Raw genomic sequence first — 22,297 nt, 5'->3', positions numbered from 1 at the left:
TTCCCCCTTTGTCTTCAAAAGCGGCCCTCAGGCCGCTTTTTCGATTATCTTGAAAATGCAGCCGGTACGCCTCCGTCAACCGTCAGCATACACCCAGTTGTTTTTGCCGCCTTATCCGAAGCAAAATAAGCGATCGCTTCAGCAATGTCAGCGGGATAAATATTGACGGACAGAGCCGTCCGCTTCCGGTAATGCTCCTCAAGACGGTCCGGCTCAATCCCGTAAGCGGCCGCCCTTTCTTCACGCCATTTCGAATCCCAGATCGCCGATCCTTGAAGAACGGCATCAGGAAGAACGGAGTTCACGCGGATTCCGTACGCTCCGCCTTCGGCGGCGATACACCGCGCCAGATGGACTTCCAGCGCTTTTGCGGAACTGTATGCCGAAGCGTTCCTGCCTGCATAGACGGAATTTTTGGAGCCGACGAACACCATGGTTCCACCGTTATTTTGTTTTTTCATTTGTTTAAAAGCTTCTCTGGCGACTAAGAAATATCCTGTTCCCAACACATTCATATTCAGATTCCATTCTTCAAGGCTCGTGTCATCAAGCGGGCTTGATGTGGCAAGCCCCGCATTATTGACAAGAATGTCGATTCCCCCGTACTTGAGGACGCTTGTTTTGAAAGCCTGCCGCACTTCCTCTTCTTTCGTCACGTCGAGCCGGACGGCCGCCGCCCGCTCCCCTCCGTACTGTTCATTAATCTCCGCCGCCGTTTTTTCTGCACCTTCCTGATTAATATCAGCGACGATGACGTGCGCTCCTTCAGCAGCAAGGCGGCGGCACGTCTCACTGCCGATTCCTCCAGCTCCTCCCGTCACAAAGGCCGTCTTGCGGGAAAATTCGGCTTCCGGCGGAGCAAGTGTCAGCTTATAAAGTTCAAGCGGCCAATATTCAACATTGTAGGACTCTTCTTCATGAAGAGAAACAAAGTTTCCAAGGGCTTCCGCCCCTTTCATGACGGCGATCGCCCGATGGTATAAATCCCTGGTCACCTTCGCCATCGCCAGGCTTTTTCCGGTTGTGACCATACCGAGTCCCGGGATGAGGATGACGCGCGGCGCCGGTTCAAACATGCGGTCTCCTTCCTGCTTGTTTCGCTCAAAATAGGCTTTATATTCATCTTTAAATCTGGCGATCTCTGTTTTGATCAATTCAATCAGGCGGTTTGAGTCGTTTTCAGACGGGTTCCACGGGATGTATGCCGGAACGCGCTTTGTATGAACGAGGTGATCCGGGCAGGCGGCGCCGATTTGTGAAAGCGCCGGAGCATGTTTGCTTGACACGAATTCCAGCACTTCATCCGAATCGCTCCATGTCAAGAGCAGATTTTTTTGATCACTGACAAGGCCGCGGATAACGGGCATGATGTCTGCAAAGATGCGCTTTCGTTCATCAGCCGGAAGCGCATCACACGCCTTGCCTCCGAACGGTTGAGTCTCGGCTGACCGCCGTTTAATATACGCTTCCGCTTCCCTGATCACGGCAATTGTCTGATCATAGCTTTCTTTTGCCGTTTTGCCCCATGTGACAAGACCGTGCTTTTCCATCAGCACAAGCTCCGCATTCGGGTTGTTCTTCACCCCTTGGGCGATCATTTTGGATAAAGCAAATCCAGGCCGTACATAAGGAACCCATACAAAACGGCTGCCGAAAATCTCTTCTGCATGCTGCTTCCCGTTTTCAGCGCAGCAAATGCTGATGATGGCATCCGGATGTGTGTGGTCCACGTGCGGAAAGGGCAGAAAAGCATGCAAAAGCGTTTCAATCGATGGCCGCGGGTGTCTGCCGTCGATCATGCAATGGGATAGATAAGCTGTCATTTCTTCGTCAGTCATATGCTCGCGCTCGATCAGCGGCTGAATGTCCTCGAGTTTCAATCCGGTAAACTGCTCGGCTGTCATGGCCGCCAAGTCTGATCCGCTGCCCTTGACCCACATCACATCAATGTCACGGCCGCGAAAATCTTTTTCTACCGTTTTCATCGAAGTATTGCCGCCGCCCCAGTTGCAAACCGAACGGTCAGAGCCGATCAGGTTGGAGCGGTACACGAGTTCAGCAAGACCGGTGCATTCGGCAGCTTTCTCATCAGACCATAAATATTCCACCATATCAATCACTCCGTTTTTGTTTGTTTACTTTTGAATATTTTTGTTTTTAGAGTATCATATATTGATTTATTTTGTAAGCGTTTTTTTTAACGCGCGATTTTGTTAAACAAGGAACAACATATCATAATTTATATTTCCGTAAGAAAATAGAATTATTTTACATGGTATATATTGTAATCTATCATTACTTATAGTAACCTTGCATAGACCACACCAAAGACGTGTGGAAAATAAGGAGGTTTTAAACATGAAAATTGCTGTCAGACTGCTCGCTTTTCTCAGCCTATTCGGTCTCGTGCTGTTCGGAAGCGTCCAACACAGCGCACAGGCTAAAGAGGGGAACAAGAAGATTTCACATTATCAAGTACTTACTCAAGATGAAGATGGCACACAGACGGCCGTTAGTTTTAACAACAAAATCGCATTTGACCAATATGTCAAACAGCATCCCGTAAAACCGAAACACAAATTTTTCCCGGCAGACCGGATTTACAGTACGCTTTATGAAAACATCAACGGAGGAGGATGGTCCATTCAGGCATATGCCAATGTCATGACCAACCTTGCCGGAAACGCCAATGATGCCGTTTCATCTGTCAGAACCCATCCTCACGGCAATTACACATATGTTTACATCGATGCCAATGGCGGCGGCAATGCCCTTGCGCTCGCCAACACCGGCGGTCTGTATAATCTGCTGGGGCCGGTCGGCGACGGATCGAGAACGTGGAATGATGAAGTGTCTTCCGTCCTGGTCAGATCGAATTGATCTAAAGACGGGCATGTAAAGAAGACCAAGCAGCCAAAATAAAAAAATTGAAATTCGCGGAAAGCGCTGACATTCTTGTCAGTGCTTTTTTTGCCGCCAGCCGTTAGCTCGGCAGAAGACATTCGGCTGCATAAGGCTCTTGAAATCCTCCTTTTCATTTTTTAATATATAAATTCATGTTTTTAAAGAGGAGGGATAGCGATGAACAGAAAACACAACACACCAGTCAAACTGATCATCATGATTTTTATGATCTGCACGTTTTCCATCGGCTTTACGGAATACATTGTGATGGGCATATTAACCTCTATTTCAAACGATCTCTCTATCCCGATTTCTTCCACCGGCCTTTTGGTCACGGCTTATGCGGGAAGCGTTTGTCTGACGGGGCCGATCGTGACGATCTTATCGGTGAAACTGCCGCGCAAACCGGTATTGCTGGGCTTGATGGGGATTTTTATAATAGCCAATACACTCAGTATATTTGCGCCAAATTTCACCGTTTTATTGATATCCAGAATTTTATCCGCATCCATCCATGGCGCATTTTTTGCGACGACAATGGTATTCGTCAGCGAAATGGTGCCGCCTGAAAAACGCGCTGCCGCCGCAGCCTCCATGAATGGCGGCTTGACCATCGCACTGATGCTGGGCGTTCCTTTCGGTTCTTTTTTGGGCGACCTTTTCAACTGGCGGGTTGTTTTTGCGATGGTCGCATGCCTCGGGTTGATCGGTTTTATCGGCATTCTTATGACCGTGCCGCACAGAAAGCCAAAAGTAGTGCCAAAACTGATCCACGAATGGGGTGTGTTTAAAAATAAACAGGTTCTCTTTTCTTTTGCCATTACGATCTTCGGCTATTCAGGCGTTTTCATCGCGTATACGTTTATCGAACCGATGCTGAGGCACTCAGCCGGCTTTGGGAGCCTTGGGATTACCGCTTCCCTTTTTGCTTATGGCTTTGGCGGTGTCGTCGGCAATTTCTATGCGGGGAAAGTTCCGTTTCATTTATTAACCCGCACGATGATCGGCGTGATGATCGCATTGATGTCGATCCTTGCCGTCTTTCCTTTTGTAACCGGACATCCGGCCGGCGCCATCATCGTTACCTTTTTATTCGGGGCAGGTGCCTTTGGAACGGTGCCGCTGTTGCAAACAAAAGTCGTGGCCGCGTCCGAATACGGAACAACGATTGCCACTTCTGTCAGCATTGCGGCTTTTAATTTGGCCAATGCGCTTGGGGCATGGATCGGCGGACTCATTCTCAATGCGTCCGGCTATTACACATACCTTGCCACAGGCGGTGCGCTGATGACCTTATGCGGCCTGATGCTGACGATGTTTGCTTATGCGTCTGAAAAAAGACAGACGAAAGCGATGTGGGAAACAGAGCGAATGTGACAAAAAAAGCTGCCAGACTCATGATCTGGCAGCTTTTTCATGCTGTTTTGTTGTGTTTGTTTGCCGCGTTTTCAGCACAGCCATCAACATCACCAGACTGACGGCCGCATATGCGATTCCGAAACAGCCAAATACAAAAACCGATGACAGCCTTTCTAAAAAAATCCCCGACAGGACAGGTCCTGCGGCCATACCCGTATATCTGATAAAATTAAACAGCCCCATCGCACTGCCTCTGCTTTCCTCAAATTCGTTCGTCATCATCGTCGAGAACAGCGGCGGGATGAGCCCCATTGTGATGCCGAAAAGGACCAGGGCGACGGACATGAAAACAAGTGAGAACGTATGCGTAAAGCCGAAAAACACGATGCCTCCGGCCGCCGTTAAATTGCCGTACAAAAACAGGCGTCCGAGCTTTACTTTCTTTTGAATCGATTTGAACAGTATGCTGCCGACAATCGTGCTGACCGCTACCGGCAAATAAAGAAGACCGACGATGTTCAGATCAAGGTGATACCTGTCCGTTAATAAAATCGGCAAATAAACGATGATGGAGAAATAAATGAAAAAAATGAAAAAGCTTAAAATGAGAATCGCGTTCCCCGTCCTGTTTTTGAATATGTCCCTGTAGTGTGACAATAGTTTGTTTACGGTCAGGTTCGTCTTCTTTCTTCCGTTCTCCCGCGGAAAGAAAAACGCGTTCGCCAAAAACAAAATGACGGACAGCACGGCCAAAAACCAAAAAATACCCGGATAGTTAAAGCGTTCGCCGATGAAGCCGCCCAGAATCGGCGCCGCTGCGGGCGCTACGGAAAGCAGCATTTGATAAGTACCCATTGCACTGCCCCGCTTCGTTCCTTCAAACAATCGGCCGATCGTCGTGGCTGCGACGAGAGGAAGCGCTGCCGTCCCGACAGCCTGAAGCACCCTGAAGATAAGAAACGAAGTAAAATCCTGAGCGGCGGCACAGCCGATCGTGGCGATGACGGTCAGGATAATGCTTGCGATCACAACAAACCTCGCACCTTTAAAATCGACAAGCGAGCCAAGAATGATCTGCATCACCGCTGTAATGAAAATAAATAGGGAAACGGACAAATTCACCATCGCAACCGAAACGTGAAACGAATCTCTAATCAAAGGAATGATAGGTGAATAAATATTTTGATTTAATGAAGCAAAAAACGCGCTCATACACACTAAATACAAGACAAAAGAAGAATTTAATTTCAAGGGTTTCATTTGAAAACCGCCTGCCTTATTTTGTTTATTCGTGAACAATATGATCTTCTTTCACAACTTTTGTTTACCAGTTAACAAAATTAATTGTAACCTCCCCAATAATAAATGTCAACGATGGGATTTTTAACAATTTTTACGTCTATTTACATACCTTTTATATTTGCGTCCTCTTCAAGCGAAGACACCTTGAATCATGAAGAATCCCGCTTTACATCTAATTACATATGCTCAGTTTCAATGAGGTATATTGCGAATATTTTCATATTTTTGCATAGAATCGTGTTGACACTTGGAAAAGTTAGGGATAAAATGACTATTGTTTACTAGTAAACCTTTATGTTTCACTTGAACAAATGTCCATACCCCCACACTTTCTTCATGATTTATGCCGAAACGAAATCAGCCTATTCCCAGCTCGATCAGCCGTATGACGATGCATCATTGATTTTAAAATCTTATATCCGCTAAGGAGGAAATCAATGACAGAGCTTATGATTGAGAGCAAGCACAGCTTATTCAAAACAGAGACGCTGTCTCAAAACTGCCATGAAATATTGACGCGCCGCCGCCATGTTTTAATTGGGATCAGCCCTTTTAACAGCCGATTCTCTGACGACTATATATACCGTCTCATCGGCTGGGCGCTCGATGAATTTCAAGATGTTTCCGTCCTTCTGGCGGGTAAGGAAGCCGCCAACCTCCTTGAAGCGCTCGGCACTCCAAAAGGAAAAGCCGAACGAAAGGTGAGAAAAGAGGTCTCCCGAAACAGAAGATTTGCTGAAAGAGCGCTCGTGGCGCACGGCGGAAACCCGGAAGCGATCCATACATTCTCGGATTTTGCAGAACAGACCGCATACATTAGCCTGCGTCAGGAAGTTGAGCACGCCTTTAGCGAGCAGCCGCATTTCCGCCAGGCATGCTTGGACATGTCCCATGCGGCGATCCTTGGACGAGCCCGCGGGACTCAGCTTGCCATTGGAGATGTGAATGACGCCATGCTGAATCTTGCAGTTGAATACGTCATTGCCGAGCTTCCGTTTTTCATCGGCGCTCCGGATATTTTAGGCGTGGAAGAAACACTTCTTGCTTACCACCGGCCCTGGAAGCTGGGTGAACGGATTTCAAGAAATGAATTTGCCGTCAGAATGCGCCCGAATCAAGGGTATCTGATGGTTTCCGAACCGGACGGCAGCATGGAATCTAAAAACATGCAGGAGGAACGAGTATGAATCAATCGCTTAAAACATTCAGCGTGTTGTCTGAACAATACCATGAGGATCCGTACAAATATTTCTCATACCTTCGCGAATCAGATCCCGTGCATTATGAAGAATCGCTTGACAGCTATTTCATCAGCCGATATCAGGATGTCCGCCACGTGCTTCAGAATCAGGACGTCTTTACGACGAAATCGCTCGCCAAACGGGCGGAGCCTGTGATGCGCGGACCTGTACTGGCGCAGATGAAAGGCAAAGAACATGCGGCGAAACGCAGAATTGTGCTGCGCCGTTTTATGGGCAAATCCCTTGATCACCTTACTCCGCTCATCAAAGAGAACGCCGAAAGGCTTTTGGCGCCGCATTTGGACAAAGGGCGGATCGACCTTGTCAACGATTTTGGCAAAACCTTCGCTGTTTGCGTCACAATGGACATTTTAGGTTTGGACAAGACTGATCATAAAACGGTCAGACATTGGCACAGCGGGGTCGCCGATTTCATCACCAGTTTGAATCAGTCGCCGGAAGACCGCAAGCATTCCCTGACTTGCAGCGAACAGCTTGCTGAATATTTGAATCCAATCATCGCGGAAAGGCGCGAAAATCCCGGACAAGATTTAATATCCATTCTCTGTACTTCAGATTACGAAGGTGTGGCCATGTCGGACAGGGATATCCGCGCGCTGATCCTCAACATCCTGCTTGCCGCTACAGAACCGGCTGACAAGACGCTCGCGCTGATGATCTACCATTTGCTGCACCATCCCGAGCAAATGGACGCTGTCCTTTTAGACCGTACACTTTTGCCGAAAGCGATTGCCGAGACATTGCGCTATAAGCCGCCGGTTCAGCTGATACCGCGGCAGTTGTCTCAAGACGCGGAAATCGGCGGTGTCAAACTGAAGGAAGGAACGACTGTATTCTGTATGATCGGCGCCGCCAACCGCGATCCTGAGGCATTTGAACGGCCGGATGAATTCAACATCCACCGCGGCGATCTTGATATCAAAAGCGCATTCAGCGGCGCGGCCCGGCATCTCGCATTTGGTTCAGGCGTCCACAATTGTGTAGGAGCCGGTTTTGCCAAGACGGAAATCGAGATTGTCGCAAACATCGTCCTGGACCATATGCGGAACATTAAGCTGGAGAAAGACTTCGTTTACCGCGAGACAGGTCTGTATACGCGCGGCCCCGTCTCACTTCGAATATTGTTTGATCAAAAACGTTAGCTTATGACAAGGCCTCCCCCTCCCACGGGGAGGCTTTCCCTTCATTTATACTGGCCATCCCGGCAAAACCGCCTCCTCCTTCCATTACCTTTGAGAGTTCATGGCAGGAAATGATTTGATGATTGTCCAGCTTGAAAATGGCGATTAATTCGATCTTCCCGCTGCTTCCATCCTTTTTGGCGACCTCGACCATATATCTCAATGTTGCACTTTGTAGATCCTCATCAAATAAAAATAGCTGAAAAGGTGAAACCGATATCGAACGGGTCACTTCCTTTAATGTCAGCATGTGCTCTGTCAATTCGCCAAGATCCATTTTTTTGCCGTCTGTCACTTGAACATAGCCGCTGCTGAAGTACGCAGGAATCTTTTCAATATTCATTTCTGAAACGATATCTTGATACATTCGGCTTAAAAATTGTTTTGCTTCTTCTCTATTCATCAGAATACCTCTCTCGCTGTCAGATGTGTTTTGCCCATTCATATAAAAAGCGGATGACCGTTTGCAGCTCAGATTCTGAGAACTGCGCAAACAGACTGCTGTAGCGCTGTTTGGCGATTTCATGCATGCGGTCATGGACACGAGCCAGCTTTTTTCCTTCCTCTGTTAATGTGTAATATAATTCTTTGTTGTTGTTTGGTTTTTTGTGCGACTCGATCATGTTGTGCTTCATCAGAACATTGACGGCTTTTGTAATGGCCGCCTTTGACACATGCAATTGTGCGGCAAGTAAAGCATTGTTGACCTGGGTTTCGCTCTCATTGATGATCGAGACGATGTGAAGCTGTGTCAGCGTCCAATTCTTGTGCATCCCTTCATCATTTTGAAAAGCTTCCTTCGCAAGCGTCTGCTGTTCGTGCTGAGCCCGCTTTTCCCTTTTCAGGATAAATTCCTGTACGGCTTGAAATGCCTGTTCATATGTGCTGTTTTCCACTCTTTTCATTTCCTTTCTCTTTATCGTTAACCGGTTAACTATTTTATAGTTTACCAGTTAACAATGTTTTCCGCAAGCATCTTGACAAAAAAAGCATATGATGCGGAGGCATCATATGCTTTCAATTCACGGTTGAAGCGACAACACGAGCCTTTCCGCCCACGACAGAAGCTTTAAGTCTTGTCTCCAACCGGCAATCAATGATAATCCGAGCGGCTCTCCATTTTTGGCGGACAAAGGGATCGTAATCTGCGGCAGCCCGGCCAGTCCGGCTATACATGTCAGCTGAATGGTGCGGGCCCTTCTTTCCTCTAATTCTGATTCCTGCAATCCCCGGAGCGGCGGAGTGCCGGGTGCCGTCGGAATAACAAGCAGGCCGGTGTCTCCGAGCAAATCAGAAAGCCTTCTTTTGATCGCTTCTCTTTTTGTCAACGCGTGTTCATGATCGCTTTTTTTTAGCGTTGCGGCCCATTGAAACCGCTCTGCTATTCCCGGGCCGAACACCGGCTTTTCACGTGTGATCCACTCTCCGTGTTCTTCCCAAATTTCCAAGCCTTGCAACACCCTGAACATCTCTTGCCACTCAGGCAGCCCATGGTCCGCCGCATTGATCCAAGCCATTTCGCCGCCGATCAAATCCTTGGCGTACGCATAGACTTGCGCCAAATCTTGATCTTCAAGCATCCCCCATGCCTCTTTTTCAAAATAAAGTCTGTCAAACCCCTTCCGGACGCTGTTTCCTCCGCCCAGCAGGACGCGGCCTACAGTATGCAAGACGCCGATATCCTTCGCCATCCAGCCAACTGTATCAAAGCTTTTGGCAAGCGGGATCACACCCTCTGTCGATACCGCTCCGTGAGTCGGTCGAAATCCGAAGATGCCGCAGTATGACGCAGGAATCCTGACAGAGCCGCCCGTATCCGTACCGAGGGCAAAATCGACCAAACCGCTAGCGGCCGCTACGGCAGAACCGCTTGATGAGCCTCCGGGAATCTTCTGTTCGGCTGCTGGATTCACCGGTGTTCCATAGTGGGCATTTTCCCCGTTCAGGCTGTACATCAGTTCATCTGTATGTGTCGCCCCTTTCAGCCTCGCCCCTTCCATAAGCAGAAGGTCGATCACTGCGGCATTTTTTTCAGAAGGACCGTGCGTCCTCAGCCAATCCGGATTTCCCGCGGCATTCGCATGACCTTTTACGGCAAAAACGTCCTTAACCGCAAAAATCGTATTCTTTAAGCTTCCAGCGCTGTTCTCTGGTGCCATTTCAAGCTTCTCATCTATAAATGCATCCCAATGCTTCTCCATCTGACATCCCCCTTCAGCAAGCCTGCTTCAACGATAACCTGCGGCAGACAGTTGAGGAAACAAAATGGTGATAAAATCTTCCATTTTAGATTTTCAGGAAGAAATATTCCATGGCTTTTAAGAGATGCTAGAATGGTCAGCCGATCGTCCGAGCTTCTTTTCTTCTACAAACCGGTCAATAGCCTCCAGCGCCCGCTCGACTCCGCCTGCGTTTTGAAAGCTGTCCTTGATCTTTCGAATGCCCTGTAAATAGGCTTCATTCGCCAATGCTTCATGTACAGCCTTCTTTAAGGTTTCAGCGTTCACTTCATCCTCGCTCAGTGCACAGCCGGCGCCAAGCTCGGTTACACGGCCGGCGACGATGGGCTGGTCTTTGTCGTGCGGAATGACGACGAGCGGCACTTCGAAATGAATCCCTTCATTCACGCTGTTCATTCCACCGTGTGTGATGAAGACGTCGGCAGCTTTCAGCACCTCTAATTGAGGCACATAAGCGGAAATCATAAAATGGTCAGGCGCTTCTTTCAGCTTGCTTTGATCGGTCCTTTCCCCGGCGGCGATGACCACCTTCCCTTGAAAGTCCGAAAATGCATCAATGCACATATTGAAAAAGTCTTCTTTATTGTCCAGAACGGTCCCCATTGAGATATAAAGGACCCGCTCTCCGCGGAGCTCCTCCAACGGGAAGCCGCGGCGTGAACCTTTTCGCTCGGGAAAGCTCGGGCCGACAAAGACGTATTGGCCGCCGTAACGGCTGCTGTCCGGCTGAAAATAGCGGCTTGTATAGACGATGTTTAGCTCGCCGTCATTTCTCATGAATTGTGCCGGACTTTCCGGTTCTACACCGTACTCGTCTTTGATCTCCCTGATGAGAGCTTCAACTTCCGTGTTTCCCTGGGCGGCTTTGATCGGACCGTGGGATTTCATAAATTCTTCGCTGAATAAAAATGAGGCTGACGAAGAAACACCCGGAATCCCCAGGTAGTCGCGCACCAGCTTGCCCGCGCCGAATGTATCATAATAAACAAAATCAAAATCGATCTCTCCCGCCAATTCCTTAGCGGCACGCAAAGTATCCTGCGCGATCCGAATAAAAAGCTTCAGCACTGATTCTTCGCCTTCCAGCATCCCCATCAAATCAGGCTGAAGGTGAACGTTGACACCGAGGGCTTCAAGCCTTTCTTTAAATTTCTCTGTTGTAATATAGTGAACATTGTCACCTCTTTCTGCAAAAGCCTTGGCGATGCCGAGAGTCGGATTCACATGCCCCTCTGCCGGAACATTGATCATTAAAATGTTTGCCATGCTCTCTCACTCCTTTCACTATGTAAAATTTTACAGATTAAAACCAGCTGCTGTCCACCAACTAAAGTCTGAAAGTTGAAGGGCATTTAGAAGGAATGCGGAACGGTTTGTTCATCCGCGGAAACAGGGTAAAATAAATATGAGAGACACAGTTGATTACATATCACACAAACATAAAGGGAGGAGAATGAAAGTGGACAAAATTCGCACAGGCTTGTTGGGATACGGGTTGTCAGGCTCTGTTTTTCACGCGCCTTTACTTTCGGTATTAGAGGAATTTGCGATCAAAAAAGTGATGACATCAAGAAGAGAACAAGTCGAGCAGGACATTCCGGAGGCGGAAACCGTCCGTTCAATCGAAGAGATCGCCGGTGATCCCGACATTGACCTCGCCATCGTGACAACGCCGAGCGGACTCCATTATGAAATGGCAAAGGAATGCCTTCTCGCCGGCAAGCATGTCGTCCTGGAAAAGCCGATGACGGCCTCGCCTCAGCAAGCGGAAGAACTGATTGCAATAGCTGAAGAAAAAGGCGTCGTCCTCAGCGTATACCACAACAGACGATGGGACAATGACTTTTTGACGATCAAGCAGCTGATCAAGGACGACCGTCTCGGAGAAGTCAACACCTTCCATGCTTATTGGGACCGCTTCCGGCCAAATGTCAGACAGCGCTGGAGAGAGCAGAAAGGACCGGGTTCCGGTGCGCTTTATGATTTGGGCTCGCACCTGATCGATCAGGCTCTGCATTTATTCGGTATGCCGGCCAGCATCACCGCTCAAGTGACAGCTCAACGGGACCATGCGGAAACAGACGACTATTTTCATGTCGTCCTGCATTACGGCAAGCTTCAGGCGGTTTTGCACTCCGGCTCAATCGTTGCGGCAAACGGCCCCCGCTACTTAGTGCACGGGTCAAAAGGCAGCTTTATCAAATACGGAATTGACGGCCAGGAAGATGCGCTGAGAGCAGGAAAACAACCGGCCGGCGATGATTGGGGAAAAGGTGTCGCCGAGAATTTCGGAGAGCTGACGGTGATCGACGGGGATGAAGTCAAACAAGAAACCATTGAGACGCTGAAAGGCTCTTATGTAACCTTTTACAAACAGCTTGCTTCAAGCATCCTTGAAGGCAGCAAACCGCCGGTCTCTGCCGAAGATGGCCTCGCCGTCATCCGGATCATCGAAGCCGCGCAAAAAAGCAGCAACTTGAACAAAACCATTTTCTTCAACGAATAAAGAAAACCGCGGAAATATCTCCGCGGTTTTTTTAAAATCTCCGTCCCAATTCCTTCGCCCGGGCGATCGCATTTTGTTTGATCTCTTCGGCTTTATCCGGCTCTGCATTATGGCCTTCTATAAACAAGCCTTCAAATGACGGCACGCCGAAAAACTGCATCATGACGCTGATATAACGGTGTCCCATTTCCAGTTCTGCCGCAGGTCCTTCTGAATAATAACCGCCTCTCGCCTGAATGTGGAGCGCTTTTTTATCTGTTAACAGTCCGATCGGACCTTCTTCTGTATACTTAAATGTTTTCCCTGCCACAGCGACCGCGTCAAAGTAAGCTTTCATCACCGGCGGAAAAGAGAAATTCCACAGCGGTGTGACGAAGACATATTGATCTTGTGCGATAAATTGTTCGCTCAACTCGTTCAGACGGCCGACCTTGGCCTTTTCGTCATCGGAAAGCTGCTCAAAACCCGAACCTGACTGAAGCTTTCCCCATCCGCTGAAAACATCCGCGTCAATTTGCGGAATGTTTTCCCGATAGAGATCAAGGTGAGTCACTTCATCATCCGGGTGCGCTTCTTTGTAGGAATCAATAAACGCTTTTCCAGCGGCCATGCTGTACGATGCTCTCTCATCATGAGGATGTGCTGTGATATAAAGAGTCTTTGCCATTTTTGCTACCTGCCTTTCGTTTGTTGTTTGTTAGTATGGAAAACAGCAGGACAAATATTCGGGTAGCCGAAAAAAAAGGCATTCCTTTGATAGAATTTGTCCATTGCATCACCGATTTTATTTTATATAATATAACGTTCCAATATTTTACACAAAAAGGAAGTTTTGCGATGCTAAAATGCAAAAATGAGTGCAAAAACCTGCCGCGTCTATGGTCTGAATTAGCCTATGCAGGAGAAAAGCGTGTTCCTCAGCCGGTCGATTCGACCGCAGGCTCCTGGCCGACCTTTTTCTTAAAACGGAGTCCATCCGGCGATTTTCTCGATCCGGGCGGATGTCCGATCGCTTTTGACATCCGTCACCCCGATACGATCGATTTTGAAGGTGAAGAGCTTGACAATGTGAGGCAAATCTTGCGAAACCTCACCCCTGAACAGATCACGATCGCCGAGTATTGGGGATCAGGTCCGGCCACAAAGCAATGGACGCCGATCATCGACCGTCTCATTGATACGTACGGCTTAACGCCGGCGAGAGCGGCCAGGTTGCTCGCGAATGTCCATGCGGCCATCAATGATACATTTGTTGTCGTCTGGTACTTCAAATATCTTTGGGAGATTCCGCGGCCGAATCAGTTTGATCAAAGCTTACGGACCATCATTTGCACACCGAAGTTTCCTTCATACCCTTCAGGCCATGCCGGTATTTCCGGATGTGCGGAAGTCGTCTTAAGCTATTACTTCCCGACGGAAGCGGAAAGATTGCGAGAGCTCGCCGAGGAAAACGCGATGTCAAGGGTATACGGCGGGGTACATTACAATGTAAACGGTGAAGGCGGCCTCAGACTTGGAAGGCAAATTGGCCGGATCATCGTCAATGAACTGAAAAGTCAGCGCGATTCGGACATGGTCAGAATCGATATACCGGAATTGGAAGACCGCGACGCTGATCTCCCTCCGCCGCCTTACAGACAGGTGATTCCTTTTCCAAGAGGCCGGGAATGCAGTTCACTGCTTGATCCAAGAGAGGATCCGTCCGCAAGGTAAAAAAGAAGGGATAAAAGATCTGCTCTTTTATCCCTTTGCTGTATGTTCTTCCTCTTTTAACTTTTCAAGTCTCATCCGGACGTCTTCATCAGACAGCCCATGTTCTTTTACATACAGATTTCGCGGATGGACCCGGCATTCATGTGTGCAGCCGCGCAAATAGCGGTGCTCATTTTCTTCTGAGCAGATAATCTGCTTGTTGCATTCCGGATTGGCACAGTTGACATAGCGCTCGCAAGGTTCTCCGGTAAAGTAGTCCCGTCCGACCACGACGTGTTCCTTTTGATTGACCGGAACGCTGATCCTTTCATCGAAGACATAGCATTTGCCGTCCCACAGCTCTCCTTGAACCTCGGGATCTTTGCCATAAGTTACGATCCCCCCGTGCAATTGGGAAACATCTTCAAAGCCTTCTTTTTTCAGCCAGCCGGAAAATTTCTCACAGCGGACTCCGCCCGTGCAGTAGGTCAAAATTTTCTTGCCTTCGAGCTTTTCTTTGTTATCACGGATCCATTCAGGCAAATCGCGGAATGCTTTAATGTCGGGTCTGATCGCCCCGCGAAAATGGCCTAAGTCATATTCATAGTCATTTCGGGCGTCGACGACGACCGTGTCTTCATTCTGCATCGCTTCATAAAATTCCTTTGGCTCGAGGTATTTCCCCGTTAATTCATTCGGGTCAATATCATCTTCAAGGCGCAGTGTCACAAGCTCATCGCGATGGCGGACATGCATTTTTTTGAAAGCGTGCTGATCGGCTTCATCCACTTTAAAGACCATATCTGCAAAGCGCGGATCGTTGTTCATGGCATTCATATATTCCTCTGTCTGCTCAACCGTTCCCGATACGGTGCCATTTATTCCTTCTTCTGCGACAAGGATGCGACCTTTTAATCCCAGGCTTTTGCAGAACTCAAGGTGTTCTTGTGCAAACCGTTCGGGATCTTCGATATGAACATATTTATAGTACAACAATACTCGGTATTGATTTTTCATGATATCTTACCACCTATCTGATCCATGTTTTTATAAGATAAAAAATGGAACCCTCATCCATTTACATTGTTAAACCTTCAGTCATATGAAAACAAATCATCACCATGATTTCAATGAAAGCAGCTTGGACATTCCATTAATCAAATGTTAAAAATTTTATCACTTCCGACCGCTTAACGCAAGCAAAACAGCTCAGATTAAAGGACTTTCAGCAATTCCGCGATAAACTCCCAAAAACCAGGCACCTCTTGACCTAAAAGCATCTCCGCTTTTTCGCAAATCTTCATCTTCAGCTCCTGCTCAAGATCTTCCCTCTCTTGATAGGATGTGTTGTTTAACTTGCTTTTGATCATCGGTGTGAAGTTTTCCAGCAATTTTTCAATATCTTTTTCATCGTGCAGACTCACTGTTATCATTCCCCTCTGCCTTAGAATTCAGCAGCATTCTTATTTTTTCGATCGCCCTCTTATGAATTCTCGAAATATTTTGCCTCGATTCTCCCAAGGAGTCAGCAATTTCCTGCATGGATTTCCCGTGAAGATAAACTTGCGCCAGCACTTGTTTCTGCTTGTCCGTCAATTGTAAAAACGCCTCGTAAAGCAACCGGTCCTGCAGATGCTCGCTTAAATCCTCTTCGTGTTCCAAAACGTCATCTAACAGGTCCCCGTGGGGCGGCTCAGGCAAGGTTGGACTGTCGTCGATCATCAGCGGAAAGCGTTCTCGGTTTTTCCGGACTCTTTTATCAAAGTCAACGGAGAAAATCCGGATCATCGAGTTGATGTATTTGATCATGCGGATGTTTTTGTAAAACCGTTTAAATTCACGATCGAGACATTCTGCCTCTTTTGAATCCGGATGGTCCAATACGTGGTTGAAAAGCCGTTCATACCGGGGGTTGCTCAAAAAATGCTTCACAAGCGGATGCCTTGTGATCTCCTTGATTTTCGAACGCAGTAACGTTTGATCAATCATAAAAACCGCCTCCTATTTATTTAGATGAAAGAAATGAAAAAAAAGTAAACTCATCTCCTCTATTAACATGCAAACATAAGTTCCCATCCAGAGAAAATAGTTCTTTGCTTACATTTTTCAAACTTTCGTCACTTCATAAGATAGGAGGTGGTATATATGGACAGCACATTCATTGAGGAAGCAGCGAAGCAAATCGGCAATGTCGGCTTTCCCGCTGTATTGGCAATTTACCTGCTCACGCGTTTTGAAAAGAAGATCGATGAACTGATCGAATTGATCAAAGAAAAAAATGACACCGAGGATTGACATCGGCCTCACTTTTTTCACTTAACATGACAGAAGGGGAAAACGAAAGGCCTTTCAGCTCTCCTTTACATTTTAGAAAGAGGGGATATCACATGGAAAAAAACAAACAAATTCCGCAGCCGATCAGAGGAGAAGAAGGAGCGGAAACGAAAATTCCGCACAACGTTGAGCGCGACCGGCAAAATCCGGACATGCTCGTGCCGCCTGAAACCGACCACGGAACAGTACCAAACATGAAATTTTCATTTTCCGATGTCCATAACCGTCTCGAAAAGGGCGGATACGCACGGGAAGTCACCGTCCGCGAGCTGCCGATCTCCGATAATATCGCGTCTGTCAACATGAGGCTGAAACCGGGTGCCATCAGAGAACTGCACTGGCATAAGGAAGCCGAATGGGCTTATGTAATTTATGGATCAGCAAGAATTACAGCTGTCGACCAGGACGGCAGAAACTTTATTGATGATGTGAAGGCGGGCGATTTATGGTATTTTCCGTCCGGGATTCCGCATTCGCTTCAAGGCCTTGAAGACGGCTGTGAATTCCTGCTCGTCTTCGATGACGGCTCCTTCTCTGAAAACAGCACCTTCCAGGTGACAGATTGGCTCGCCCATACACCAGATGATGTCATTGCCGCAAACTTCGGCATCTCTAAAGACGTCGTCGCATCACTTCCGCCTGAGGAAAAATATATTTTCCAAAAAGCGGTTCCGGGCTCGCTTGAGAAAGACAAGGTTGAAAGCCCGAACGGAACGGTTCCGGAATCTTTCAGCTACAAATTGCTTGAACAGGAACCGATCGTCTCAAGCGGCGGCAAAGTACGGATTGCCGATTCCACCAATTTTAAAGCGTCGAAAACGATCGCCTCGGCGTTGGTGGAAGTCGAACCCGGAGGCGTCCGGGAGCTGCACTGGCATCCGAATACAGACGAGTGGCAGTACTATATTTCCGGCAAAGCGAAAATGACGGTTTTCGCGGCTGACGGACATGCCAGAACATTTAATTATCAGGCCGGTGATGTCGGCTATGTGCCGTTTGCGATGGGGCACTATATCCAAAATACAGGAGACGAACCGCTTCGCTTCCTGGAAATCTTTAAAGACGACCATTATGCTGACATTTCTTTAAACCAGTGGCTTGCCCTCGTACCAGAAGAGCTTGTCCGCCAGCATCTTGACGTTGGCAGCGAGTTTACAAAAATGCTCTCTAAAGAAAAGCATCCGGTCGTGAAATTTGCTAAGAAATAACCAGCCAGGCTTGCAGGAGACATATCCTGCAAGCCTACGGCTGTGTGTACATATCGTAAAGGAGCTGTGTCATGAAACATTTCGTTATTTGCTGCTTATCGGTTATATTCGTTTATTTCGCCCACTTTCTCGGGATCTCGATTCTGTTTCATCTGTCGGGCGCATTTTACCAAACGGTCGGGTCCCTGCTAATGTTTACCCTTTTTTATATCGTGCTGACCTTCGTCATGGAACCGGCCGAAAAGCTGCTCATCCAGAGCATTCAATTATTGCGCTTCAATCGAAGGATCACGTTTTTTGCCGCCGAAATGATCACAATCGGCTGTTTATGGGCCGCCATTTATACAGCGGACGAATTGCTGGACGACGTTCTGCTGACGACTTCGGCGGAAATCATGATTGCCGTTTCCTTTTTTACAATCGATAAAATCCTTTATCCGCGGCAGAGGTCCGGTTCGCTCTCATATTGACGATCCATTCTAAACCGCATGATAAAGTTTTCTTCATCGCAGGAATCAATATTCTGACAAACTTTATCATTTGCATGAATGTTATAAACTGAATATACAGTGATGAAAAGGAGGTTTTCGTTGATGGAAACAATTCGTTTCAGACAGGACATGTCGATGAAAGAAATCGGCGAACAAGTGCAAAGCTATGTGGATGCCCATTGGAAACAAACGCTTGAAGATCATCGGGACGAATTCTTAAAAGCGTTTCCCGAATTGGAGGATGCGACTTACGGACTTTACTTGGATAAACTGCTTCCGCCTGTATTTGCAAGTCTCGAACAGTCCGGCTTTACAATGATTCAAACCGCGAAAAAAGGCGATTTTTTCATTGGGAAAGGACTGAATTTCAGACAATCCATGGAAAAATGGGGAGCTGAAAACTGCCGCTCCAGAGTGTTTTGGACGGTCATCGGTGATCAGCAACAACATCCGGTCGGCACGCTGCTGTTTGATTTCTATCACTCCCATGCCGGATTTGATGTACCTCTCGCCCCGAAGATTGACACATTAGAAGAAACGGCCAGAGAACCGATTGTCGCAGCCATCAAACAGATCAAACAGACCTAATGTCCAAAATGAAAAAATATGTTATATTGAGGAAAATGGAGCATATTTTCAGGAGGGGAAAGGTTTGAGAATCATTTTATCAATATTTGCCGCCGTGTTTGCGGGTCAAGTAATACTCGCAATCTTAAACAAAGAATGGCTTGCTTCTGTTTTCTTCCTCAAATTCCTTTTGTCGTTCGCTGCTGTATGTGCTTTGGTTTTCATTTTTAGAAAGCTCGTCAAATATAAGCTGTAGCCGCCGGGTCATCCGGCGTTTTTTTGTGTACAAAAATATCACTGCAACCAAAAGAATGGGAAATCCGTTATATATAAGACAAAATAATCAATTTAAGGAGAAGCATAATGAGAATATTGGAAATATTATTAACTCTCTCCGCTTTTCTGCTGTTCTTTCAGCAAAAGATGCCGAAAAAATGGGCGTTTCCACTCGCCGTGGCCAGCATCGGTCTCTTAGCCGGACAGCTCGTTTTCGAAGGCTATAGATGGCAAATGGTGTTTGTTTATTTGATTGCCCTTTTCCTCTCGCTCACTGTGTTTTTTGGTAAAAAGCTGCGCATGAGCATGTGGAAGCCGTTAAGATACGGTTTGTCTTTTCTCATGTTCGCCCTGCTGCTCCTCTCTGTCTTTCTGGCTGTTTATCTCCCTGTGTTTCACCTGCCGAAGCCTGACGGCGCATATGCGGTTGGGACGAAAACATTTCATTTGGTCGATCAGAACAGAGATGAAGTGCTGACGAAAGATCCCGATGACAAAAGAGAGCTGATGATTCAGGTCTGGTATCCGGCACAACAGCAGAATGGCGAAAAGCTACAGCCCCTCTTCCCTGAAGATCGTTTTTTCGATCAGTATATCGGAAATTTCGCTGAGCAATTACACGTGCCTGCATTTGCTTTGGACTATTGGCGCTACATTCGAACCAACTCATATGAAAATGCTGAAATCTCCTCATCGGAAAATCGTTATCCGGTTGTCGTGATCAGCCACGGATTCGGAACAAGCCGGCTGCTGCACGCTTCACAAGCCGAGAATCTGGCCAGCCACGGATTTATCGCAGTCGCGATTGATCATACATACAGCACGATGGCGACCGCTTTTCCCGACGGACGGGTCACAGGCTTAACAACGGAACAATACATGAACGGTGTTTCCGAGAACAGCGCAAAGCTCGGAAACATTTGGACGCAGGACGCCGAATTTGTCATCGATCAGTTAAAGAACTTGAACGGCAGAAGCTTCAAAGGAAAAATCGATCTCGACAACATCGGCATGATGGGACATTCATTTGGCGGAGCCACCGCTTTTAACACCGCTTATTCGAATCAAAACATTAAAGCCGGAATCAATATGGACGGGTCGCTTTACAATATAGGCGATAAACAAGCCATTTCAAAACCGTTTTTGTTTATGGAATCAAGCAGTTTTATCACGATAAGGAACAAGGCTCTGAGCGGCAATATATCCGAGGAAGAAATCAAAAATTCGGGGTTAACGAAAGAAGCGTTTCACAACATGATTGAGGAAAGAAAAAAGGAATACAGCATCATCGACAACGCATCAATGGTATATATAAAAGGAACGGAGCATTACAATTTCACCGACTTTCAGCTATTTTCAAAGGTTTTGAAATGGATCGGCATGACGGGAGAAATCGATGGCGGACGAGGCGCAGACATCGTCAATCAGTATGTTTTGGATTTTTTTAATAAGCATTTAAAAGGAGTCGGCGGGGATTTGCTCAAGAAGCCGAATCCGTCATATCCGGAGGTGAAGTTTCCGAAAAAATAAACCTAAATTTACGGGATAGGCGCCGCCAGTGAAAGCGGCACCTTCTCTCATTAACATCAATGCCCTGATTGCCTGCTCCTATCTTCAACGCAATGGCTGCATCAGATTCAGTCGTATAACCAGAACCTGTTTAGCCCGAATAACAGGTTTCGGCTCCGCTTCATACGTAGTGTCGTGAAAGTTAGCGGAGGTCAGCTACAAATGTTGTCACGCTTTGAGCTGGAAGATGAGCCCAAAAATGATTGCCTGTTACATTGAGATTCGTTCCAGGCTGAAGATTGGTGCTGCTGCTCGTTATCCATCTGGAAACCTGTGAAACAGCGCCATTCTGCAGAACAAAGTTTTGATTGACCCCTGAGTTGTTTTTGTTAATGGCAACAATAACGACTTTGTTGTTACCTTTATAGGCAGATACGTAAACGTTTGTATCAGGGTTCTTCGTTGCATCAACCCTTACATAGCCGGGGCGAACAAATTTTGAGAAATGAGCCATATTGTAACCGCGTTTGCTGATCGTGCCGTCCTCTTTCATAGGACCGTATGATCTGCGGATGTACCACCAAACATAGGCTTGAAAATCCCCCTCTACCATCGCATTGTGAATATGGTAGGAGACATCCAATGCCTCTGGCCAGCGATCCGCAGAGTTGTTGTCACTGTTCGGATAGTATACTTCCGTCATCCAAAGATCTTTTCCCGCGCCTTTTTGTTTGAACAGAGGATAAGCGAAATTGCTAAGCTGTGTACCATAAAGATGTGCGCCAAGAATATCCATATTGGCAAGCGCCTGCGGATCGTTCAAAATCGGGTCCGACATATTTTTCAAGTATTGAAATGACTCAGGCGCGATGACACGGGTATTAATCGAGCCGGCATTTTCTCTCATAAAGCGGAGCATTTCTTGCGGCGTCCACCACGTCCAATCATGTGCGTAATCGGGCTCGTTTTGTACGGAAATCGCATACAGATTCACACCATGATTCTTCATATAGGTAACGAAATCGTTAAGATGCTGCGCGTATGCGGCATACTTATCGTATCTCAGCCGTTTAGCGGATGTGTCACCATTACGATTGAAGGTCTCAACCATATCGCTTGGAGGATTCCAGGGGGAAGCAAAAACGATTGCTCCATGTTGAATCGCACTCTTTGCCGTCTCCACTTCTCTGTGCCAATTATTTCTGTTTTCATCCACATGAATTCTTAAGATTGAAAATCCTAACTGATTCCCTCCATTACCAAAAGCGGTTTCTCTTTGAGCTGCTGTCAGATCCCCAATCCAAGCCGGGTGGTTCATTCCTCCAAAACCGCGAATCACTTGTTTTTCTGCTGATAAATTAACTTTCGCGTCACTGGCTGCTAAAACTTCAGCAGCGGCCGGCCCGGTTAACATGAGCGACAGCATCGTTACATATGCCAACAATACACAAATACATTTTTTCACA

Annotated in this window: 23 protein-coding genes; 12 read left to right on the top strand and 11 right to left on the bottom strand. The window is 47.2% G+C overall.

Annotation, left to right across the window (positions count from 1 at the left end):
- Positions 1–44: 44 nt before the first annotated feature.
- On the bottom strand, positions 45–2,111 hold the full coding sequence (locus M654_RS04305; protein ID WP_026588777.1) for a bifunctional rhamnulose-1-phosphate aldolase/short-chain dehydrogenase: 2,067 nt from the start codon (positions 2,109–2,111) through the stop codon (positions 45–47).
- Between the two features lie 247 nt (positions 2,112–2,358).
- Here M654_RS04305 and M654_RS04300 point away from each other — a divergent pair, with 247 nt between their 5' ends.
- Both M654_RS04300 and M654_RS04295 read left to right on the top strand, forming a co-directional pair.
- Positions 2,359–2,880, top strand: coding sequence for a hypothetical protein (locus M654_RS04300; RefSeq protein WP_026588778.1), 522 nt, complete (start codon positions 2,359–2,361; stop codon positions 2,878–2,880).
- A 201-nt stretch (positions 2,881–3,081) separates the two neighbouring features.
- Entirely contained in the window at positions 3,082–4,281 is a 1,200-nt protein-coding gene (locus M654_RS04295) for an MFS transporter (RefSeq protein ID WP_026588779.1), read from the top strand.
- Positions 4,282–4,299: 18 nt separating this feature from the next.
- On the opposite strand, the gene M654_RS04290 is transcribed toward M654_RS04295, so the two are convergent.
- Entirely contained in the window at positions 4,300–5,523 is a 1,224-nt protein-coding gene (locus M654_RS04290; RefSeq protein ID WP_026588780.1) for an MFS transporter, read from the bottom strand.
- Between the two features lie 479 nt (positions 5,524–6,002).
- Here M654_RS04290 and M654_RS04285 point away from each other — a divergent pair, with 479 nt between their 5' ends.
- Together M654_RS04285 and M654_RS04280 are read left to right on the top strand one after the other, a co-directional pair.
- Positions 6,003–6,752: a tRNA-dependent cyclodipeptide synthase gene (locus M654_RS04285; RefSeq protein WP_026588781.1), complete on the top strand. Its 750-nt coding sequence runs from the start codon at positions 6,003–6,005 to the stop codon at positions 6,750–6,752.
- Positions 6,749–7,969, top strand: a complete 1,221-nt coding sequence (locus tag M654_RS04280) for a pulcherriminic acid synthase (RefSeq protein WP_026588782.1) — start codon at positions 6,749–6,751, stop codon at positions 7,967–7,969. Before M654_RS04285 ends, M654_RS04280 begins: the two co-directional genes overlap by 4 nt.
- A gap of 1 nt (position 7,970) precedes the next feature.
- Here the strand turns inward: M654_RS04280 and M654_RS04275 are convergent, their stop codons facing one another.
- The 4 genes from M654_RS04275 to M654_RS04260 all read right to left on the bottom strand — a co-directional run bounded on the left by M654_RS04275 (position 7,971) and on the right by M654_RS04260 (position 11,514).
- Positions 7,971–8,411 (bottom strand): hypothetical protein, encoded by a 441-nt coding sequence (locus tag M654_RS04275; protein WP_026588783.1) that lies wholly within the window; start codon positions 8,409–8,411, stop codon positions 7,971–7,973.
- Between the two features lie 19 nt (positions 8,412–8,430).
- The gene (locus M654_RS04270) at positions 8,431–8,913 is read right to left on the bottom strand and encodes a MarR family transcriptional regulator (protein ID WP_372708720.1); all 483 of its coding nucleotides are present in this window, start codon (positions 8,911–8,913) and stop codon (positions 8,431–8,433) included.
- 117 nt (positions 8,914–9,030) lie between these two features.
- Positions 9,031–10,209: an amidase gene (locus M654_RS04265; RefSeq protein WP_026588785.1), complete on the bottom strand. Its 1,179-nt coding sequence runs from the start codon at positions 10,207–10,209 to the stop codon at positions 9,031–9,033.
- Positions 10,210–10,326: 117 nt separating this feature from the next.
- Positions 10,327–11,514 carry a macrolide family glycosyltransferase gene (locus M654_RS04260; protein ID WP_026588786.1) on the bottom strand — a complete coding sequence of 396 codons (1,188 nt, stop codon included), beginning with the start codon at positions 11,512–11,514 and terminating at the stop codon, positions 10,327–10,329.
- Between the two features lie 187 nt (positions 11,515–11,701).
- Between M654_RS04260 and M654_RS04255 the strand changes: the two genes are divergently transcribed.
- A complete protein-coding gene (locus M654_RS04255) occupies positions 11,702–12,754 on the top strand; it encodes an oxidoreductase (protein ID WP_035428491.1) in 1,053 nt (350 codons plus the stop codon).
- 31 nt (positions 12,755–12,785) lie between these two features.
- On the opposite strand, the gene M654_RS04250 is transcribed toward M654_RS04255, so the two are convergent.
- Positions 12,786–13,421: an FMN-dependent NADH-azoreductase gene (locus M654_RS04250; protein WP_026588788.1), complete on the bottom strand. Its 636-nt coding sequence runs from the start codon at positions 13,419–13,421 to the stop codon at positions 12,786–12,788.
- Positions 13,422–13,591: 170 nt separating this feature from the next.
- Here M654_RS04250 and M654_RS04245 point away from each other — a divergent pair, with 170 nt between their 5' ends.
- Complete coding sequence (locus M654_RS04245; RefSeq protein ID WP_051290453.1) at positions 13,592–14,467, top strand: vanadium-dependent haloperoxidase; 876 nt, start codon at positions 13,592–13,594, stop codon at positions 14,465–14,467.
- Between the two features lie 27 nt (positions 14,468–14,494).
- On the opposite strand, the gene trhO is transcribed toward M654_RS04245, so the two are convergent.
- The 3 genes from trhO to M654_RS04230 all read right to left on the bottom strand — a co-directional run bounded on the left by trhO (position 14,495) and on the right by M654_RS04230 (position 16,435).
- Positions 14,495–15,463, bottom strand: a complete 969-nt coding sequence (trhO, locus tag M654_RS04240; RefSeq protein ID WP_026588789.1) for an oxygen-dependent tRNA uridine(34) hydroxylase TrhO — start codon at positions 15,461–15,463, stop codon at positions 14,495–14,497.
- A 197-nt stretch (positions 15,464–15,660) separates the two neighbouring features.
- Positions 15,661–15,879 (bottom strand): sigma-O factor regulator RsoA, encoded by a 219-nt coding sequence (gene rsoA / locus M654_RS04235; protein WP_179115650.1) that lies wholly within the window; start codon positions 15,877–15,879, stop codon positions 15,661–15,663.
- Positions 15,854–16,435, bottom strand: a complete 582-nt coding sequence (locus M654_RS04230; protein WP_026588791.1) for a sigma-70 family RNA polymerase sigma factor — start codon at positions 16,433–16,435, stop codon at positions 15,854–15,856. Before M654_RS04230 ends, rsoA begins: the two co-directional genes overlap by 26 nt.
- A gap of 156 nt (positions 16,436–16,591) precedes the next feature.
- Between M654_RS04230 and M654_RS04225 the strand changes: the two genes are divergently transcribed.
- The 6 genes from M654_RS04225 (at position 16,592) to M654_RS04200 (ending at position 20,852) form a co-directional block, all read left to right on the top strand.
- Positions 16,592–16,741, top strand: coding sequence for a YvrJ family protein (locus M654_RS04225; RefSeq protein WP_077735585.1), 150 nt, complete (start codon positions 16,592–16,594; stop codon positions 16,739–16,741).
- A gap of 92 nt (positions 16,742–16,833) precedes the next feature.
- Positions 16,834–17,988: an oxalate decarboxylase family bicupin gene (locus M654_RS04220; protein WP_026588792.1), complete on the top strand. Its 1,155-nt coding sequence runs from the start codon at positions 16,834–16,836 to the stop codon at positions 17,986–17,988.
- A 71-nt stretch (positions 17,989–18,059) separates the two neighbouring features.
- Positions 18,060–18,458: a YrvL family regulatory protein gene (locus tag M654_RS04215; RefSeq protein WP_026588793.1), complete on the top strand. Its 399-nt coding sequence runs from the start codon at positions 18,060–18,062 to the stop codon at positions 18,456–18,458.
- A gap of 123 nt (positions 18,459–18,581) precedes the next feature.
- Positions 18,582–19,067: a DUF6022 family protein gene (locus M654_RS04210; RefSeq protein WP_026588794.1), complete on the top strand. Its 486-nt coding sequence runs from the start codon at positions 18,582–18,584 to the stop codon at positions 19,065–19,067.
- A gap of 64 nt (positions 19,068–19,131) precedes the next feature.
- Complete coding sequence (locus M654_RS04205; protein ID WP_163170545.1) at positions 19,132–19,302, top strand: hypothetical protein; 171 nt, start codon at positions 19,132–19,134, stop codon at positions 19,300–19,302.
- 107 nt (positions 19,303–19,409) lie between these two features.
- Complete coding sequence (locus M654_RS04200; protein ID WP_026588795.1) at positions 19,410–20,852, top strand: alpha/beta hydrolase family protein; 1,443 nt, start codon at positions 19,410–19,412, stop codon at positions 20,850–20,852.
- Positions 20,853–21,033: 181 nt separating this feature from the next.
- Here the strand turns inward: M654_RS04200 and M654_RS04195 are convergent, their stop codons facing one another.
- Complete coding sequence (locus tag M654_RS04195) at positions 21,034–22,257, bottom strand: glucuronoarabinoxylan endo-1,4-beta-xylanase XynC (RefSeq protein ID WP_051290454.1); 1,224 nt, start codon at positions 22,255–22,257, stop codon at positions 21,034–21,036.
- Positions 22,258–22,297 lie beyond the last annotated feature (40 nt).

It is taken from the genome of Bacillus sp. NSP9.1, from assembly GCF_000465465.2.
GTDB lineage: Bacteria > Bacillota > Bacilli > Bacillales > Bacillaceae > Bacillus > Bacillus sonorensis_A.
Note: the sequence above shows the minus strand (reverse complement) of the source record. Positions and strands in the feature narration are given on the sequence as shown.